Raw genomic sequence first — 19,002 nt, 5'->3', positions numbered from 1 at the left:
TTTATCAGACTGGCGGCGAAGTGCTGTCGTCCGAGGGCTTGAGACCGAGCACAGGCTCGCTGCATTGGGTTTTGATCCAGCTCACCGAGACCGGCTGCCCGCCCAGCAACCGTTTTGCGACCGGCGCGATTTGCTCGCCGAGCAAAATCCCGAGCAGGCCGATTAGCGCAATCACCGGCGGCGCCGGCGAGCGCACGTTGAGCAGGCCGTAAATCAACCCCACCAGTACGCCGACCGCCAGCGACAGCAAATAGGTTTTCATGCGCACTCCCGTTCGTTGAAGCGCTGCCGATCAGCTTTCGTGGCCACCAAACATCGCGTGGGCGTAGACCAGTCCGAGTCCGTAACTGCCGCCGTGTGCGATCGACACCGCAACGGTCCGATCATACGATTCCGCACGGGCCCAGTCACGTTGCAGCTCAAGCAGATACTGCAGCGATGTCATCGGCCGCGCGCCCTGCTGGATCATGCGCTCCATCGCGCGCTGGTGCGCCTCGTCGGAGACATCGCCGCAGGCATCGGCGATCACGTACACCTCGAAACCCTGATCGATCGCCGACATGGCCGGACCGACAATACAGACGCTGCTCCACAGTCCGGATAACACGATACGGGATTTGCCCAGTCGGTTGACTTCGCCAATCACGGCGCTGTCTTCCCAGGTATTCATGGAGGTGCGGTCGAAGACTTTCTGGCCTGGAAATACACTCTTGATTTCATCGAACATCGGACCGGAAAAGGTCTTCTCGGCGACCGTGGTCAAAATCGTCGACACCTTGAATGCGGCCGCCGCCTTGGCCACCAGGGCCGCGTTGTTGCGCAGGGTGACGGCATCAATCGACTTGGTGGCAAACGCCATTTGCGACTGGAAATCGATCATGACCAGGGTATGGTCGGCAGGCGTGAGCAAGTTGCTTCCGGCGGTGGCTTGAGCGATTGGCATGACGGTTCCTTGAAAGAATGTGGGCGATTGTCTGGCCCGGCCAACAGCGGCGGCGCGCCGGTTGCCGGCGTCCGGCTTCGAGGCGCGGTCCGGTCCAGAGCATAGCCGTGCCAGACGGGAACGACTGGTGGCCGAACAATGCATTCGGCGCAGCGAACACGGCCACCTGCCGGCAGTGATGGCTATCGGCTCCCTTCAAAATGCTTTAGCATGCCCTGCGTGGCCGCAGCTGCGATGCCCGCACAACCAGATCGGTGGCCCAACCATGAAACGACCGCTGCAACTCGATGACATTCGGATTTTCATTGCCGTTGCCGAACAGCGCAGCGTGACCAAGGCGGCGAAGCAGCTGGCGCTGGGAAAATCCACCGTCAGCGAGCGACTGCATGCGCTCGAAAGCCAGCTCGGCACCCCGTTGATCGACGCCACCACACGCGGCGTCACACTTACCGACGCCGGGCGCGCCTATTACGAACAGTGTGCCGCACCGATTTACGATCTGGAACAAGCCAATGCGCATGTGATGGCAATGCAGCACCGCGTCAGCGGGCTGATCCGGGTCAGCGCGCCGCCGGAACTGGCGACCTCTTTCCTCGGACCGATCATCGGCAAGTTCCTGCATGAGTATCCCGCCGTGCGTATCGAGCTGGACCTGTCGAGCCGCAACGTCGACCTGAAGGCAGAACAGGTCGACATCTCGTTGCGCATTGGCGAAATCCAGGATGGCACGCTGATCGCCAGGCGCGTGTGCGAATTGCGACGCCATATTTATGCCAGCTGCGATTACATCACCCTGCATGGATTGCCAACCGGCCCGAAGGATCTGGCCAGGCACCGATGCATTGCCTTCCCGCTGCTCGGCAACGGCGTCGAATGGCGCTTTGCGCGCGGCAAGCAGCGCGTTCTGGTACCGGTGCAAGGTGCGCTCAGCGTCAACAGTCTGGGATTTGTCCGTGAGGCGGTGGTGTCCGGATTCGGCATTGGCATGCTGCCGGATTTCATGGCGGTCGCGCTGGAACAGGAAGGCACCATCGTGCGCCTGTGCCCTGACTGGGAGTTTGATTCGATCGCAGTGCATGCCATCGTCCCCAACCGTCACATGCTCGCGAAGACGCGAGCCTTCATGGCGTTCGTCATTGCGCATGTTGGCGCCGGATAGCCATGCAAACAAGCTACTGCGACAACGTGATGCGACTTGGCCGGCAACAATCTCTCGTATAATTTGACGGCCATGTCACGCCGTGCCGTTTTTTGGCCGGCGGCCCTGCCCACCCTGTCCTTCCTGCCACCGATGCCCGAGCAAAATGCTGCACCGTCACCGTCACCGACGCTGATTGCCTGCCCCGAGTGCGACCTGCTCCAGCATGAGCTGAAGCTGCCCCCGCATGGGGTAGCCCTGTGCGGTCGCTGCAATGCCTATCTGTACCGCGAAACCCTGCACGGCCTCGATTACACGCTGGCCTTCACGTTGTCGGCCGCGGTGTTCTTTTTGTTTGCCAACATGTTCCCGCTGGTGCGCATCGAACTGCAGGGCACGCGCACCTCGGCCACCCTGTTTGGCGCAGTGCGCGCGCTGGCATCACTGGAACTGGTGTCGATGTCGATCCTGGTCTTCGTCACCACCATGCTGGTACCGGCGCTGGAAATCGCCGCGATGTTGTACATCCTGTTGCCGCTGCGGCTGGGACACGTGGTTCCCGGCGTGCCGGCCACGTTCCGTTTCGTGCAAACGATTCGGCCGTGGGGCATGGTGGAAGTCTTCATGCTCGGGATTCTGGTGTCGGTGGTTCGGCTGGCCACCTTCACCACCGTCATTCCCGGCATTGCGCTGTGGTCGTTCGCAGCCCTGATGGTGGCGTTATCGGCAGCCGCCCATTTTTTCAATCCGCGCGATCTTTGGGGTCGGGTGTGGCTGCATGGCTGAGTCGCGACCACGCCCCCTTGCCGGCGCTACCGCTGCCACCCAGGGCCTGCTTTCCTGCAGCGCCTGCGGTTTGCTGTGCCGGCCGGCGCGGCATGGCAATGCCGGCAATTGCCCGCGTTGCGCCGCCCCGCTGTGTTCGCGCATCCATCGCAGCGTCCTGCATACCTGGGCCTATCTGATTGCCGCCTACATCCTGTACATTCCGGCCAATTTGCTGCCGATCATGCAGACCGGTTCGCTGGCAAAAATCCAGACTGACACCATCATGAGCGGCGTGGTGTACCTGTGGGAGTCCGGCTCGCGTATGCTGGCGTTGATCGTGTTCATGGCGAGCATCGTGATTCCGCTGTTCAAGCTGCTGGCGTTGACGCTGCTGACCATTTCGGTACAGCGTCGTTCGGTCTGGCTACCGCTGCACCGGGCCCGCCTGTACCGCGTGGTCGAAGCGATCGGACGCTGGTCCATGCTCGACATTTACGTGGTGGCGTTGCTGGTGGCGCTGGTGCAGATCAAATCGTTTGCCACCGTCGAGGCCGGACCGGGCGCGGCGGCATTCGGCACCGTGGTGGTGCTCACCCTGCTGGCGGCCAAGAGCTTCGATCCACGCCTTATCTGGGATTTTATAAAGACCGACAATGACTGAACCGAACGACGATATCCCCCGCGCCCAATTGCCGCTGGCAGTGCAGGCGCCGCGCTGGTACTGGTCACCCTGGCTGATCTGGCTGATTCCGGTGATCGCCGCCCTCATCGGCGGCACCATCCTGGTTCAGGCACTGCTCTCGCGCGGCCCGACCATCACCATCAACTTCAAGAATGCCGAAGGGCTGGAAGCCGGCAAGACGCGCATCAAGTACAAGGATGTCGATATCGGCACGGTCGGCCGCATCTCGCTGTCGCCGGACCGCAAGCAGGTCATCGTCACCGCACAACTGGTCAAGAGCGCCGACAGCTTCCTGCGCGAAGACACCCGTTTCTGGGTCGTGCGGCCACGCGTCGGCGCCGGCGGCATCTCGGGTCTGGGCACGCTGCTGTCGGGCTCCTACATCGGCGTCGACGCCGGCAAGTCGGAAGAAGCGCGCACCGAATTCACCGGCCTTGATGTGCCGCCCTTCGTGCTGACCGGCCTGGCCGGACGGCAATTCGTGCTGCACGCCGACCAGATTGGTTCGCTCGATATCGGCGCGCCGATTTTTTTCCGCCACATCCAGGTCGGCCAGATCGCCGCGTATGAGCTCGATCCGAACGGCACTGGCGTGATCCTGCATGGCTTCGTCAATGCGCCGTACGACAAGTACGTCACCACCAATGCACGCTTCTGGCAATCCAGCGGCGTCGAGCTGAGCGTGGATGCCAATGGCGTCAAGGTCAATACCGAATCGCTGGCGGCGATCCTGTCGGGCGGCGTCAGTTTCGCCGCGCCGGCGGACATGCCGACCACCGCCGAGGCAGCGGCCAATGCCGAGTTCAAGCTGTACCCGAACCGCGATGCCGCGCTCAAGTACGAGGAAGCGGTGGTGCACAAGGCGCTGCTGTATTTCGAAGACTCGGTGCGCGGGCTGAGCCTGGGTGCGCCGGTCGATTTTCGCGGCATTGTGATCGGCGAGGTCACCAGCATCGATCTGGAATACGACAAGGCCACCGGTGCGATGCGTTTCCCGGTCGAGGTCAACCTGTACCCGCAGCGTCTGCAATCGCGCCGTCGCAAGTCCGCCACCGAAACGCCGCCCGATGACAGTCCGGAATTGCTCGACAAACTGGTCAAGCGCGGACTGCGCGCGCAGCTCAAGAGCGGCAACCTGCTGACCGGACAATTGTTCGTCGGGCTGGATTTCTTCCCGGATGCGGCCAGGACCAGGATCGACTGGAAGCAATCGCCGATCGTGCTGCCGACCGTTCCGGGCACGCTGGAAGAATTGCAGAGCATTCTGAGCCGCATCGCGCGCCGCCTCGACAAGGTGCCGATGGAACAGATTGCGGCCGATTTGCGCACCGCAATGCAGTCCCTCGACAGCACGCTCAAAAGCACGGACAAACTGGTCAAGCGTCTCGATACCGAACTCGCACCGGAAATGCGCGCCACGCTGGAACAGGTCCGCAAAACCGTTGCCAGCGCCGACAGCGTGCTGGCCAGCGACGCGCCGTTGCAGCAGGACCTGCGCGAAACCCTGCGTGATGTCAGCCGCGCCGCACAGGCCCTACGCTCGCTGACCGACTATCTCGATCGCCATCCGGAATCCCTGATCCGCGGCAAAAAGGAAAACCCATGATCGCTGTTTCGTCCCTGCGCCGCTGCGTCCTGCTGCCGCTCCTGTTGCTGGGCGCCTGCGCCAGCGCACCGCCCGAGCACTTTTATACGCTGGAGCCGAGCGTGGCAATCGACAGCAGCGCTGCCGTCAGCGACCTGAGCATCGCCGTCGGCCCGTTGAGCCTGCCGGAGTTGATCGACCGGCCGCAAATGGTCCTGCAATCCGGCAGCAACCAGGTCGACATCCCGGAATCGCGGCGCTGGGCCGAGTCATTGCGACGCGCCATTCCGCGCGTGATCAGCGGCAACCTGCGCCGTCTGCTGCCCGGTGCGGCCGTGGCCACGCGCAGCGAGCAGGCCGGTGCGACGGCAAAGTACAACGTTGCCGTTGATATCTTGCGCTTTGACGCGCGCCTCGGCGACGCCACCACGCTCGAAGCGCGCTGGCGCATTCAGTCTGCCGGACGCCCGGCGAAAAGCGGCCTGACCACATTGCGCGAACCGGTGCAGGGAGCCGACCATGACGCGGTTGCCGCCGCGCACGGTCGCGCGCTGGCAGCGCTGAGCCGCGACATCGCCGCCGCCATCGGCGCACTCGAACGCGCGCCATAGGGAACAGGAACGGGTCGGTGCAGTCGAACGGTTTCTCAATTCCCCGAGGAGAAATTCGATGCGCAACGAGCTCATTCCCTTCAATCCGTGGGCGCTGCTGCAGCCCAGCCAGGTCACGCAACCGATGCCGTTTTTCCAGATGCAATATAGCCGCTGGGAGTTGACCGGCAACGGCGACCAGTTCACGTTACGGCAACATCAGGGCGGCTATCGGGATGGCAAGCTGTGGTCCGAGCAGACTGAAAGCATGATGCCGGCCGACGCGCTGCAGGAAACCTTCGCCAACTTCACCGAACTGCAGAACACGCTGCTGGGACAAACCGCCGCCTTGTTCCAGGGCTTGTTGCCCTTCGCTGCGTTCCCGACCAAACCCCGCTCTGACTGAAATCCGTTCTGGCATAAAAAAACGGGCGCAAATCCATCGATTTGCGCCCGTTCCTGTTGTACTGCCAATCAGTTTTTGCGACGTGCCACGATGGCTTCGATCTCGTCCATGATCCGGTTCATGCTCGCCACCACCGCCTGGTACGGCGCCGGGGTCGCCAGGTCAACGCCGGCCGCCTTCACGAGTTCATACGGATAGGCCGAGCTGCCCGACTTGAGTACACCCAGATACCGTTCGCGCGCGCCCGGCTTGTTGGCCAGAATGGACTCGGCGAACAGCGACCCGGCAGAAATCGAGGTGGCGTACTGGAACACGTAGAACGAATTGTAGAAATGCGGAATGAACGCCCATTCCGTCGCGTACACATCGTCGATCGTGACAACGCCCTCTTTGTCACCGTGGTAGCGGCGCAGGATATCGCCATAGATCTTGGTCAAGCCTTCGCCAGTCAGCGATTCGCCACGATCAACCCGCGCATGCACATCGCGCTCGAACTCGGCAAACATCGCTTGGCGGAAAAATGTCCCGCGCAGATTTTCCAGCGCCGAGCCCAGATACAGCAGGCGCTCGTCATCGGTCTTCGAAATCTTCAGCATGCGCGCCAGCAACAGGCCTTCGTTGGTGGTGGAGGCAATCTCCGCCGTGAAGATCGGATAGCCGGCCGTCACGTAGGGTTGGGCGGCGTTGGCCAGCACGGTGTGCATCGCGTGACCCCATTCGTGCGCCAGCGTCGACACCGAGTTGTAGTCATCGGTGTAATTGAGCAGGATCACCGGATGCACGTCATACGCATCGCCGGCCATGTGCGCACCCGACAGCTTGCGCGGACGCGGGTAGACATCCATCCAGCGACTGCCGACACCCTTCTCCATCGCCTTCACGTAGTCGTCGCCGAGCGGCTTGACCGACGCCAGCATCAACGCGTTGCCCTGTTCGATCGGGTACTTGAAATCGCCCTTCACCAGCGGTGGATAGATATCGTAATAGCGCATGTCCTTGATGCCGAGCAGCTTGGCGCGCAGCGCAAAGTAGCGATGCAGCGTCGGCAGATTGGCATTGGTCTGCTCGATCAGCGTGTTGTAGACCGCGACCGGAATCTTGTTGGTATCGAGTGCCTTGGTGATCGAATCGGGATAGTTGCGGACCTTGGCGTCGATCGAATCCTGCTTCAGGTGTTCATAAAACGTCACGCCATAGGTGCGCTCGAAGGCATGCCACGTTGTCCAGAATGCATCGAAGACTTTCTTGCGATCGTCGCGATTGGCGACGCCCCGGTATTGCGTGTAGCCGGATTGATCCAGCGTGACTTCCTTGCCGTCGGACAGCGTGACTTTCGGCCATGGCATGTCGGCGTTCGACAGAATCGAATACACCGACTGGGCGCTGTTGGCAGTCAGGCCAAAGCTGGCAATGAGTGCCTCGCCTTTGGCGTCGAGCGTGTGCGGCGCGGCACGCAACAGGTTGTCGAGCGGCTGACGATAGATCGCCAGCGACTTGTCGCCAGCCAGCATGGCACTGACCTTTTTTTGCCCCAGCGCCAAAATCTCAGGGCGGAAAAAGGACCCGCTCTCTTCGACCCGCGCGCCCAGGATTTCTGTCTTCTGGTTCAGTTCGAGGCCGGCTGTGTTGCCGGTATCTTCCGCGTGCGTCTCGTTGGCATAGATGGCGAGGCGATCGAGCCGCTTGCTCAGGTCGGCACGCAGATCCATGCATTGCTTGAAACGCTTGACGCTCTCGCCGAGATGGCCGCGGCATCCGGCGAATTCCTTGACCTGCCCCTCCAGCTTGCTCGCGTCAGCCTGCCACGCCTCGGTGGACGGATAGACATCCGCCAGGTTCCAGCGCGGGTTGATGCTCTCGGCGGCACTGGAAAGTTGCGCTGCGCCAAGGGCGAGGAGCAGGAAAAGAACAGGTTTTTGCATGGTTGCCATTCTGGAGGTGGGTGAACAATCGGTGACGAATTATCCGTCAAATCGGTACGTCGAGGAATATCGAATTGCCAACCGTAAATACCATAAGTTTCGCATTAACATCTACCAACTTTCGCAGAATGATGCCATGCTAACGCCTGCAACATTGCGCATTAGCAATGTACTGCATTGCTGTCACGCTTCCCTTGCCCGGCAACACGCTATCAGGAAACCGCCCCATGCCGAGTTTCAATCGCGCTCAGTTCCAGGCACCTGGTCAGGTGCACACCGGATTTGTCCGCGACAAACTGTATCTGATTCTGCTCTGGCCACTGCTGGCGGTACTGCTTGGCACCGCGATGTGGGGCTTGATCGACGCCCGCATGGCAAACGAAAAATCCAGCAGCGAATCGCTCGCCTTGCGCGACACAGAGGCGCTGGCCCAGGCATACGCCGAGGATCTGGCACGGCTGGTCGAACAGATCGACCAGATCACGCGGCACGTCAAACACGACTGGGAGTCGTCGCAGCGCCATCTCGATCTGGCCGCGCCAGACCGGCGCGGACTGTACCCGGCCACCGAGCAGATGTTCGTCAGCATCGTCAGTGCCAGCGGCATAACGCTGACCAGTACGCGCGCGCTGCCGGCCGGCTCACCTCCCGCTGCAAGCGACCCGGCCCTGTTGCGGGCGGCCAGCACCAGTTCAACGCTACAGATCAGCACCGGGTTTCCTGCCACGCACGCGGCCGCGCCGGCTATCCCGCCGGCTATCCATTTCACGCGCCGGCTCGGCCTGCCCGATGGCGGGTTTGACGGCATGGTCGAGGTTATCGTGATGCCTGCCACCCTGCTGAAATTTTATGCCGACGCGCGACTCGGGCAGCACGGTTTCCTGCTGCTGGGCGGACGCAGCGGCAAGGTCCATGCCGTCAGGATGGGCAATCGCGTTGTCAGCACGTCGGCGGCCCTGTTGAACCGGCCTTATGGGTTCGACAGCAATGCCGGAGCCGCGCTGCTGGAAGCCGATCAGTTTGCCGACAAGATGCCGCGCATCGTCGGCTGGGAGGCGGTCAGAAACACGCCGTGGATAGCGGCGGTGGGCCGCTCCGAAGACGATGCCTTTGCGGGTTGGCGCGCCAACAGGCAAAGTTACCGGGACTTGCTGTGCGCTGGCGCTGCCATGCTGACCTTGCTTGCGGCGGCCGCGACCGCAGCCTCGGTCTGGCTGGCATGGCGAAGAAACCATACGGACCGGATCGAAGCAACCTATCGGCTGGCGATCGACGCCGGCGACGAAGGGTTCTATATGATCAATGCCCTGTACGACAGGCACGGCCATGTGGCCGACTTTCAAGTGGAGGACTGCAATGCGCGCGGCGCGGCGTTTGTCGGCAGCGCGCGCCGCGACTTGATCGGGAAAAAAATTTCCGAGCTGGACCTGCTCAATCAACCGCGCCAGCTGGTCGACCTGTTTGACAAGGCAATGGATCGCGGTGTGCACCAGGACGAATTTTGTGCCGGCGCGACCGGACAGGGCGAGATGCAGTGGCTGCGACGGCGACTGATTCGCCTTGGCGACGGACTGGCAATGACGCTGCGCGACATCTCGGAAACCAGGGCGCATGCAACAGCGCTGTCGATGATCGCCAATTCCGACGCGCTGACCCAGCTGCCGAACCGCCACTGGCTGATCGAGTTCCTGCCCGGCGCGATTGCGCACGCTGCGGCGCATGGACGCCGGCTGGCGGTGTTGTTCGTCGACATGGATGACTTCAAGAATATCAACGATCTGCTGGGCCACGGCACCGGCGACGAATTGCTGCGCTCGGTCGCCGGTCGCCTGCGCAACCTGCTGGGAAAACACGACAGCATTGCCCGCCTCGGCGGCGACGAATTCACCATCGTGCTGGAGCATGTGCAGCAGGATGACTCGGTCGAACAGGCCGCACAGCGGATTGCGGCGGCGTTTGATGAACCGTTCGAAGTGGCCGGCGACAGCACGCTGGTGCGCGCCTCGATTGGCATCAGCCTGTATCCGGAAAATGGCAACGACGCCCAGACGCTGCTCAAGCATGCCGACATCGCGATGTACTCGGCCAAGGTCGGCGGCAAGGCGCGCTACTGTTTCTATCAACCGCATTTGTCGGCCAGCCTGAGCGCGCGTCTCACCGCGCGCAAGGAGCTGGAACTGGCGATCGAACAGGATCAATTCACGCTGTTCTTCCAGCCGCGGGTGGATGCCAACACCGGTGCCTTTTGCAGCATGGAGGCGCTGGTGCGCTGGTTGCACCCGACGCGCGGAGTGGTGCCCCCCACCGAATTCATTCCGCTGGCCGAGGAAACCGGCCTGATCCTGAAGCTCGGCGCAATGGTCATCGACAAGACCTGCGCCCAGATCGATCAATGGCAACGCCAGCAACTGCCATTGTTGCCGGTATCGATCAACGTCTCGCCGCGTCAATTCAGCCAGGGAAACTTATGCCAGCAACTCGCGGATGCCATGCAGCGTCACGACATTGCCGCCCACCTGATCGAAGTGGAGTTGACCGAATCCTGCATGATGAGCGACCACGCCGACATGGTGTCGGCGCTGGCCGAGTTGAAGGCGCTTGGGATCAGATTGCTGGTCGATGATTTTGGCACTGGCTATTCGTCGCTGTCGCAGCTGCAACGGCTTGATCTCGATGTGCTCAAGGTCGACCGTGCGTTCACCAGCGAACTGGATCGGACTGAAGAGGGTGTGGTGTTTTTCAGGGCCATCATTTCGATGGCACATGCGCTGGGCATGACGGTCGTCGCCGAAGGGGTCGAAAGCGATGCGCAGCTGCGCCTGCTACAAGAATTGGGGTGCAACGAGATTCAGGGTTTCCTGATTGCGCGGCCAATGCCGGCAAGTGAGATTCCAGCGCGATTGCGGCAGCCGCACTGGGCTACCTAAGTGGCGGGCAGCCCGAAATCGGCAGCCTAGCCCAGCACCGTCAGGCACCATCGTCCGGCAGGATCGCGCGACCCTGCCGGACGGGTTCTGTCAGATGGAATTATTTGCCGACCTGATTGCCGATCACGCCACCGACGGCCGCGCCGCCGACCGTGCCGGCAGTGCTGCCGCCAGTCAATACGGCACCCGCCACGCCGCCCACACCAGCGCCGACAGCGGTGTTCTTGTCGCGCGTCGACATGCCGCTACAGCCGCCCAGTGCGAGCAGACTTGCTGCGATGGCGGTCGTGATGATGAGATTTTTGACGTTGTTCATGATGAATTCCTTTTGATGGGATGAGGGCTGCATGGATGCGCCTGAATCAGCGCCACACCAGCAGTATGGCCGGCCACCCGCCGCCTCACCGTTCGTTACCGCACCCAAACTTTCAGTCGCGTTCCGTCAAGACTTCAACTTGAACGGATTGAAGTTGGTGTGGGTATCGAAATAGTCTTCATTTTCTTTGCGTTTGAGGAAAGCCACCACCCGGTACGTCACTGGCGTCATCACCACTTCCCAGCCGGTCTTGAGTACGTACTGGGTGACGGTTACGGCCAGCAACTGCTGGTTCGACCAGATACCGTAGAAGGCGATCACGTAGAACAATCCCGAATCCACCAGCTCACCACACAACGTCGAACCAATGGTGCGCATCCACAGATGACGGCCCTGCATGCGCACCTTCATTTTCGCCATCACGTAGCTGTTGACGAAACTGCCGCTCCAGAATGCGATGATCGAGCCGGTGACAATGCGCCAGGTGTTGCCGAAGACGGCCTCCAGATGCTGTTGATAGTTGTTGTTGAAGGCATCGTTTACCGGCGTCAGGGCCAGCACCACGGCAGCCATCACGGCGGCAAAGACCAGCGCGCCGAAGCCGGCCCAGATGACCCGGCGGTCGCGGCCGTAGCCATACACTTCGGTCAGCACATCGCCAAAGATGTAGGAGATTGGAAAAAACAGCACGCCGGCGCCAAACGTCACGGTCCCCAGCACCGGCAGCGTGACCTGCGCCGCCTTGGCTGCACCGATCAGGTTCGAGCACAGCAGCACGGTGACGAATGCCGCCATGACAAAATCGTAGTAGCGGTATTGGGCGATCGGTCTTTGCATCGTGGATCCAGTCATGACAGTCGTAAAGATGGCAGTCCGGCGGGTCAAGCGCTGACTGCTTCGCATCTTATCGCCGATTGCAATACCTTGTTAAAACTCGGTGTGCAACCGCAAGGAACCAATCGACACCGGTCCGCGCGCGGCGTTATAGGCCGGATTGGCGATGCGCTGCAGATCGGCGCCGAGCCAGACGCCATGACCAAGCTCGGCGTTGTAGGTCAGTTCGAGCAACGCTTCCGGCCGCTACGTCAGTGCGCCATCGCCAATGAAGGCACCGAGCCCTCCAGCGGCCAGATAAGCGCGATGCACCGGCGACAAGCCGTTGCGCACCAGCGCCACGCCGAACGTATCGTCGGGACGGCCCCAGCCATGTCCCTTGATCACAACTCCGCCTGACAGGCTGCGTTCGATTTCGGCGAAGGAATAGGTCTCCGATGCGCCGTCATTCCAGCCGGCACGACCAAACACCCCGAGTGATTGCGTGATGGCTTGTTCCACATTCACGCCAACCCCATGCTTGCTGCGTTCCCTGCGCACCTGCGCCACCGCCGGCACTGATCCGCTTGCAGTCGCGAGGTCCAGTGCATCCTGAAAGCCACCCATGCTGGCGCGGTTGTGGAATGCCAGCAGCCGCAGCACGCCGGGACGGCCTGCCAGGGTATGGTTGTGCGTGACTTCGATCTGATCGCCGTAATGCCTGAAGATGCGGTGATCCAGCGGCAGTCCGTTCGACTCGGCCGGCTGCAGGAAACGCCCGGCCCGCAAGGCCCAGTCGTCGTCGATATATTCCAGCGCCGCGCCCCAGGTATAGCCACGCGCATCAGCAGCAAAATCCCACGCACCGTTGGCAGTCAGGGCCCAGTTCAGGAACTGGCTGCGCGGATCATGCGACAGGCCGTTGGCATCGAACAGATCGGCAATGGCCAGATTGCCCACTGTCAGCACGACGCGGCGCACGCTTTGCATGCCGGCCAACTGGTTGGCACCGGATTCGACGGCAACCTGCTCGCCGCCCAGATCCCAGCGTTGGCGCACGAACAGGCGCGCCCGATAGAAAGTTGGATTGGGACCGCCGGTCTTTTGCTGCTCGCCATTTGACAGGCCGCCCAGGCCGGTCAGATTCGACAGCGGCACGCCCTGCACCACTTCGGGATCGAAGTACAGCTGCGCGCCGTGCCACAGGCGCCAGCCGAACGCGGCGGTGGCCGAAAACGAATAGCCTTTTTCATGCTCGGTGCGCAGACTGTTCGGCCCACTGTATGCCGCCGCAAACGACGGCCTGGTTTGCCACACATAGGTCGACTGGAACTTCGCATTCGCGGCTTCATCGGCAACGATATCCCCGGCCCACGCAGCACCTGCCGCCATGACCAGCAGCGCAAACGCGCAGGAGCCAATGCGCCTCATGCGCCCACCGACCAGAACATTGCCGCCACCGCCACCGCCATCACCAGCGTGGCCAGCCAGCCGAGCGTTTTCAGCGGCTGCCGGATCACGTAGCGCCCCATGATTTCGGGACGCGCCGCCATGAGCATCATCACCACCATGATCGGCACCGAAATCACGCCGTTGACGACCGCACTCCAGTACAGCGCCCTGATCGGATCGATCGGCGTGAAGCCCAGTCCGATGCCTACCAGCGTCGAGACCGCGATGATGGTGTAGAACTGCTTGGCTTCGCCGGCCTTGTGCTCCAGCCCTTTTTTCCAGTTGAAGGCCCCGGCCATCGCATAGGCGGCCGAGCCGGCCAGCACCGGCACCGCCAGCAATCCGGTCCCGATCACACCGGCACTGAACAACAGAAAGGCAAACTCCCCGGCCAGCGGACGCAAGGCCGCCGCCGCCTGCGCCGAGGTCTGGATATCGGTGATGCCATGCATGTGCAGCGTGATCGCAGTGGTAAGAATGATAAAGAACGCGATCAGGTTGGAGAAACCCATGCCGACCACGGTGTCGATCTTGATCCGCTTGAAATTGGCGCGTGCCATACCCTTGATTTTGGGCAAATCCCGCAGCGGTTTTTCGGTCGGGTGACGCTGCTGTTCCTCGACTTCCTGCGAGGCCTGCCAGAAGAACAGGTACGGACTGATGGTGGTGCCAAACACCGCAACCACAGTGGTGATGTACTCCGGCGACCAGCTGATCGACGGCGCCACGGTGGCCATGGCGACCTCGCCCCACGGCACATTGATGGTGAACAGGGTGGCCACATAGGCCAGCAACGCCAGCGTCAGCCATTTCAGAATGCGCACGTAGCGGCTGTAGGGAATGAAGATTTGCAGGCACAGCGAAATGACGCCAAAAATGGCCGCATAGAATCGTGACGGACCGCCGACGATCAGCGTCATCGCTTCGCCCATGGCCGAGACGTCGGCGGCAATGTTGATGGTATTGGCCACCAGCAGCAATGAAACGATCGCATACAGCAACCAGCGCGGATAGTGATCGCGAATATTGCCGGCCAACCCGCGCCCGCTGACGCGGCCGATCTGGGCGCTGACCACCTGGATACCCACCATCAACGGGTAGGTCAGCAACACCGTCCATAGCATGTTCAGGCCGAACTGCGCGCCGGCTTGCGAATAGGTCGCGATACCGCTCGGATCGTCGTCGGCGGCGCCGGTGATCAGGCCGGGGCCGAGACTGGCCAGCACTTGTTTTGGTACGGATACGCTGGCAGCGTTGCGTGTAACTGTGTTTGTTTCTGGCATGGTGACTCCAACCGCAAGGACCCCAACGGGGTCGGCATGACAAACGTTGCAGCCGCACAAGTCGCGCGCGACACAGGGGCGCACGCAAATCGACGGGAGCCCCAAGCAACTGGCAAGGGCACCGCAACAACATGGTTTTTCTGGATGGGTTTGATGCGGCGAAACGGATTTGAAGAAATCAGTCGCGCACTTTGACGCCATCATCCGCTGTGAGCAAGATGACGGCAGGGAGAAATTCTGCGTTATCTTGCCGCGGCGTTACCGGAACTAATCCGGCTACAACTGTCACTCGAACAAGCACCCATGAACGGGCTCCACATAATGAAAACATCGCGAGAATACGTTGCCAGCTCATGCCTCGTCAACCAAATTCTGGCATTCGCCTGAAACCTCCGTTACAGCGTGGCTTTATGGTGCGCCGGGAGGTCCCAAAGTGCCGAACTGAGCGGGATTTGTCCTTCTGCTTGGACGCTCGATTGGCAGCAGACGCCGCAATAATCAAGTCCTGTGTGGTGCAATCAAGGAGCGGGCAATGGAATCGAATCAGGCAATGCGTAAAAATCTTTCACTGCACGTCAACTATGCCCACGAAGACCGGCAGGATGCGCAGGAAGATGCCGGCAACCTTGACCTGCATGACCGCAGGAGTGCCAACAATGGCATCGACCTGAAAGCCATCCGCGAAGCGATCGGACGGGTCGAGGCGGAAGCCAAGGCCACCGTCGCGGCCGAAAGCCGGGCCCGCGCCGAGGCCCGCGCCCGCGCACTGGCCGAGGATCGCGCCCGTATCGACGCCGCTGCCAGCGTCGAAGCCCACGAAAACGCCAAGGCAGCCGAACTCGCCATCGCCGCCAGCCGCACCCGTCTCGAAGTCGAGCGCGAAGCCCGTCTTGCCAGCGAAGCGCGCACCCTCTCGGTCAATCAGGAAATCAGCGAACTGCGTGCGCGCGCCGACGCCGAAGCGCAGGCCGCGGTGGCGTCCGACACCCGGGTCCAGCTGGAACGCGAAGCGCGCGAACGCGCCCAGCAACAGGTCGACGCCGAAGCCGAACTGAGCTGCAACGCCATGGCCGCCGCTGAAAAACTGGCGCAGGTCACCGAGATGACGCGCCGCCTGTCCACCGAACGCCAGGTTGCCATCCAGAGTGCCCAACTGGAAGCCGAAGGCCGTGCCCGCGCCGACAGCCGCATCACCGAGCTGGCGCGCGAATGCGAACGGCGCGAACGCAGCGCCCGGCTGACCGCCGAAATGCTGGCCGCCGCCCGCAGCGAAGCACTGGCACTGGCGGCCCAGCGCGAACTGACCGATACCGAAGAACTGGCCGCGACGATCCAGCGTGCCCCGCTGGAAGTGCGGGCACACGAAGAAGCGCGCGTGCGCATCGCCACCGAACAGGAACAACAGGCCACCGCGCAGGCGCGCGCCGAAAGTGAGCAGCGCGCGCTGGAATCACTGCAGTTGAGACTGCAGGCCGAACTCGAATTGCACGATGCGTCGCTGCGCCGCGAACACTCCGAAGGCATGGCACTGGCCTCGGCGCGCGCCCGCCGCGACGCCGAGGAGCGCATCCGCACCGCAACCGAAAGCCGGGTGCAGGTCGAGCGCCAGTTGCAAAGCGCCGCCGTGGCACGCATTGAAGCCGAACACCAGGCCGATGCACAGGCCCGCGCCCGGCTGGTGTTTGAAGCCCAGGCCAGCGAGGAAGCCAATCAACGCGCCAGCGCCGAGCAACTGGCCGCCGCCGCAGCCGAACGCCGTAGCGCCGAAGAACAACGTGCCGCAGCACTGGCCGTGACGCGCGCCGAAGCCGAGCAAGCCGCCAGCGAGATGGCCATGGCACGCAGCGCCGCCGAAGAAAAACGCGTCGCCGCCGCCGCCGAATACGCCGAACTGCAACATCAGGCCGCCACCGTCGCGGCCCAGAAAGCGCAACAGACGCTGGAACTGGCGCGTGCCGAACGCGCCCGCCTCGACGCCGATACACAAGCGCTGGCAGCACTGCAGGACAAGCGCAACGCCGAGCAGGCCGCGCTGGCCGAAGCCGAAGCACTGACCCAGGCCGAACTGGCCGAAACCGAACTGCTGCGTCTGCAGGAACAAGCCGACCAGACCGCACGGCTGGCGCATGAGACCGAAGCCGCTGCCCTGAAATTGTCACTGGAACATTCGGTCACGCAAGCCGATCTGCGTAGCCAGGCGGCGCAGACCGCACTGGCGGCCGCGCACAAGGCGGTCGAGCTGACCCGGGTCCGGCGCGAGCGTGCCGAAGCCGAACAACAGGCCTTGACGCTGGCACAGGAAAAACTGGCGGCGGAACAGCAATGTGCCGATACCGTCGCACAAACCGTTGAAATGACCAGGGAGCGCATCGCCGCCGTCCGGCAAGCCGAGCTGGAGGCGCAGGCGCGCCTGCGCGCCGAGCAGGAACAGGCTGATCTGTTGAGTGCGCAGGCCGCCACCGAACAGCAGCTGCGGCAAGCCCAGGCAGCCGAGGCGACCGCCACCCGTCACGCACTGGAACAAACTGCCGCCAGTATCGAACTGCAACGCCAGGCTGCCCGCATCGCCTTGCAAAAAGCGCGCGATGCGGTCGAGTTGACCCGCGTCGAACGGCTGCGCAAGCAAGCCGAGGAAGCCGCGCTACTGGCGCTGCAACAGCGCGTCGCTGCCGAGCAAAGCGCCCTCGAGGCAGCCAATCGCAGCGTCGAAGCCGAACAACAGCAAGCCGCGGTCCAGCAGGCCTGCATCGACACCGAAGAACAACGCCAGGCCGCTGCCAACGCCCGCACGCTGGCCAGCCAGTCGATCCTGAAGCACCATGCCGAACAGGCCGCTGCGGAACGTCGGGTGGCCGAGGCAATGCAAGCCCAGGCCAGCGAATCCAGCGCACTTGCGGCGGCCGCCCGGGAGCGCGCCGAACTCGAACAGCAGGTGCTCGACACCATTCAAAAGAAACATGATGCAGTTCACCAGCGTCGCCTCGCCAGCCAGAGCCTGCTGCAACTCGAACAGCAAAAGCTGGCCGCAGAACAGGCTGCCTGTGCCGAAGCCGAGAACCGCGTGCGGCTGGAGCAGGATCAACTTGCGCTGGCCACTGCGCGACAGCTGGCCGAACAACAGGCGCGGCTGGCGGTCGAGCTGCAACATGCCGCACAGCAACAGCAACTGATTCAAGCCACCGAACAAACTGCAGCCCAACGCGCCGCTGCCGCCGCCGCCCAAAGCCAGGTGGCCGCCGCGGCCGAACTGGCCCGCATCGAACGCAGCCGCGCCGAGATGCAACAGCAGGCGCTCGACTGCCTGCAACAGAAACAGCAACTGGAACAGGAACGCCACGCGGCCACCCAGACGGCATTGCACGCCGCCGAAGCGCAAACCGCCGCAGAGCAGAACGCCTGCAACGAAGCGCGCGCACGGGCCGAGATCCTGAGCGAGCAAGCCACGCTGGCGAAGCTGCACGAACAGGTCGAACGCGATCTGCGCCAGGCCAGCGCCGCCGAGCAGCAAGCCATGGCACAAGACATCCAGCAAAAACGCCAGGCCGCGATCGAACAGCAAACCCGGCAAGCGGCGCAAGCCAAGATCCGCGCCGAGGAAATCGCACAGCAGCACGCCGCCACGCAGGCCGAACTAAGCAGTCAGGCCAGCAAGCTGAATGAAGAACTGGTCGCCGCCCAAGCCCAGGCAGAGGCCGCCCGGCAAGCGCAGCTGGACAGCGAACGCAAAGCCATCGACGCCGCTGCCGAGGCGCTGGACGCACAACTCAACGCAGAACGCGGCCATGCCGAGTCGGAAACCCTGGCGCGGGAACTGGTGGCGCGTCTGAAAACCATCGCGGCCAGCGATGACGGCTGGCGGGAACGCGCCGCCGCCGTACTGGCCGACAAGGCAGCGCCACTGCTGCGCAAGCCGGCACTGGGCAAGCGCATGCGTGCGGTAGCGGTCGCTGGCGTGATGGCGGTTGCGGGACTGGCTGGCTGGAGCATGCTCGGCATGGCGCAGGCACCGCAGCTTGCACCGGCGCAGGCGCAGATCCAGCTGGTGGCGCCGCAATCGGGCCTGAAGGTAACGTATGATTTGAAGGCGGCACAGGAACCTGCGCCACAGCCCGCGGTGATTGATGACCTTGCCTTGGCATCCTCGCGGTCGAACTGACCTGCGCCGGCAGCACAGGCC

The 19,002-nt window shown here is 62.7% G+C and carries 14 protein-coding genes and 1 pseudogene; 8 read left to right on the top strand and 7 right to left on the bottom strand.

Going from position 1 to position 19,002, the window contains the following annotated elements; genetic code table 11:
- Nucleotides 1–4 precede the first annotated feature (4 nt).
- Nucleotides 5–262, bottom strand: a complete 258-nt coding sequence (locus RCH09_RS02410; RefSeq protein WP_326939437.1) for a DUF1427 family protein — start codon at nucleotides 260–262, stop codon at nucleotides 5–7.
- Between the two features lie 30 nt (nucleotides 263–292).
- Nucleotides 293–943, bottom strand: coding sequence for a hydrolase (locus RCH09_RS02405; RefSeq protein WP_326939436.1), 651 nt, complete (start codon nucleotides 941–943; stop codon nucleotides 293–295).
- 265 nt (nucleotides 944–1,208) lie between these two features.
- Here RCH09_RS02405 and RCH09_RS02400 point away from each other — a divergent pair, with 265 nt between their 5' ends.
- From RCH09_RS02400 to RCH09_RS02375, 6 genes are all read left to right on the top strand, one after another.
- Nucleotides 1,209–2,102: a LysR family transcriptional regulator gene (locus tag RCH09_RS02400; RefSeq protein WP_326939435.1), complete on the top strand. Its 894-nt coding sequence runs from the start codon at nucleotides 1,209–1,211 to the stop codon at nucleotides 2,100–2,102.
- A 72-nt stretch (nucleotides 2,103–2,174) separates the two neighbouring features.
- Nucleotides 2,175–2,867, top strand: coding sequence for a paraquat-inducible protein A (locus tag RCH09_RS02395; RefSeq protein ID WP_326939434.1), 693 nt, complete (start codon nucleotides 2,175–2,177; stop codon nucleotides 2,865–2,867).
- Nucleotides 2,860–3,510 carry a paraquat-inducible protein A gene (locus RCH09_RS02390; protein WP_326939433.1) on the top strand — a complete coding sequence of 217 codons (651 nt, stop codon included), beginning with the start codon at nucleotides 2,860–2,862 and terminating at the stop codon, nucleotides 3,508–3,510. Before RCH09_RS02395 ends, RCH09_RS02390 begins: the two co-directional genes overlap by 8 nt.
- Entirely contained in the window at nucleotides 3,503–5,137 is a 1,635-nt protein-coding gene (locus RCH09_RS02385; protein ID WP_326939432.1) for a PqiB family protein, read from the top strand. The genes RCH09_RS02390 and RCH09_RS02385 overlap by 8 nt, the downstream gene beginning before the upstream one ends.
- Nucleotides 5,134–5,727 carry a PqiC family protein gene (locus RCH09_RS02380; protein WP_326939431.1) on the top strand — a complete coding sequence of 198 codons (594 nt, stop codon included), beginning with the start codon at nucleotides 5,134–5,136 and terminating at the stop codon, nucleotides 5,725–5,727. Before RCH09_RS02385 ends, RCH09_RS02380 begins: the two co-directional genes overlap by 4 nt.
- Before the next feature lie 58 nt (nucleotides 5,728–5,785).
- A complete protein-coding gene (locus RCH09_RS02375) occupies nucleotides 5,786–6,112 on the top strand; it encodes a hypothetical protein (protein WP_326939430.1) in 327 nt (108 codons plus the stop codon).
- A gap of 68 nt (nucleotides 6,113–6,180) precedes the next feature.
- Here the strand turns inward: RCH09_RS02375 and pepF are convergent, their stop codons facing one another.
- Nucleotides 6,181–8,034 carry an oligoendopeptidase F gene (gene pepF, locus RCH09_RS02370; protein WP_326939429.1) on the bottom strand — a complete coding sequence of 618 codons (1,854 nt, stop codon included), beginning with the start codon at nucleotides 8,032–8,034 and terminating at the stop codon, nucleotides 6,181–6,183.
- A gap of 227 nt (nucleotides 8,035–8,261) precedes the next feature.
- Here pepF and RCH09_RS02365 point away from each other — a divergent pair, with 227 nt between their 5' ends.
- Nucleotides 8,262–10,961 (top strand): bifunctional diguanylate cyclase/phosphodiesterase, encoded by a 2,700-nt coding sequence (locus RCH09_RS02365; protein ID WP_326939428.1) that lies wholly within the window; start codon nucleotides 8,262–8,264, stop codon nucleotides 10,959–10,961.
- Nucleotides 10,962–11,061: 100 nt separating this feature from the next.
- Here RCH09_RS02365 and RCH09_RS02360 read toward each other — a convergent pair whose 3' ends face one another.
- The 4 genes and pseudogenes from RCH09_RS02360 to RCH09_RS02345 all read right to left on the bottom strand — a co-directional run bounded on the left by RCH09_RS02360 (nucleotide 11,062) and on the right by RCH09_RS02345 (nucleotide 14,825).
- The gene (locus RCH09_RS02360; RefSeq protein WP_326939427.1) at nucleotides 11,062–11,277 is read right to left on the bottom strand and encodes a glycine zipper 2TM domain-containing protein; all 216 of its coding nucleotides are present in this window, start codon (nucleotides 11,275–11,277) and stop codon (nucleotides 11,062–11,064) included.
- Nucleotides 11,278–11,403: 126 nt separating this feature from the next.
- Complete coding sequence (locus RCH09_RS02355; protein ID WP_326939426.1) at nucleotides 11,404–12,114, bottom strand: queuosine precursor transporter; 711 nt, start codon at nucleotides 12,112–12,114, stop codon at nucleotides 11,404–11,406.
- A gap of 90 nt (nucleotides 12,115–12,204) precedes the next feature.
- Nucleotides 12,205–13,482 (bottom strand): annotated as a pseudogene (locus RCH09_RS02350) (carbohydrate porin).
- Between the two features lie 35 nt (nucleotides 13,483–13,517).
- Nucleotides 13,518–14,825, bottom strand: a complete 1,308-nt coding sequence (locus tag RCH09_RS02345) for an NRAMP family divalent metal transporter (protein ID WP_326939425.1) — start codon at nucleotides 14,823–14,825, stop codon at nucleotides 13,518–13,520.
- A 550-nt stretch (nucleotides 14,826–15,375) separates the two neighbouring features.
- Between RCH09_RS02345 and RCH09_RS02340 the strand changes: the two genes are divergently transcribed.
- On the top strand, nucleotides 15,376–18,981 hold the full coding sequence (locus RCH09_RS02340; protein ID WP_326939424.1) for a hypothetical protein: 3,606 nt from the start codon (nucleotides 15,376–15,378) through the stop codon (nucleotides 18,979–18,981).
- Nucleotides 18,982–19,002: the final 21 nt, after the last annotated feature.

This window comes from Actimicrobium sp. GrIS 1.19, assembly GCF_035984655.1.
In the GTDB taxonomy this organism is placed as follows: Bacteria; Pseudomonadota; Gammaproteobacteria; order Burkholderiales; family Burkholderiaceae_D; genus Actimicrobium.
Note: the sequence above shows the minus strand (reverse complement) of the source record. Positions and strands in the feature narration are given on the sequence as shown.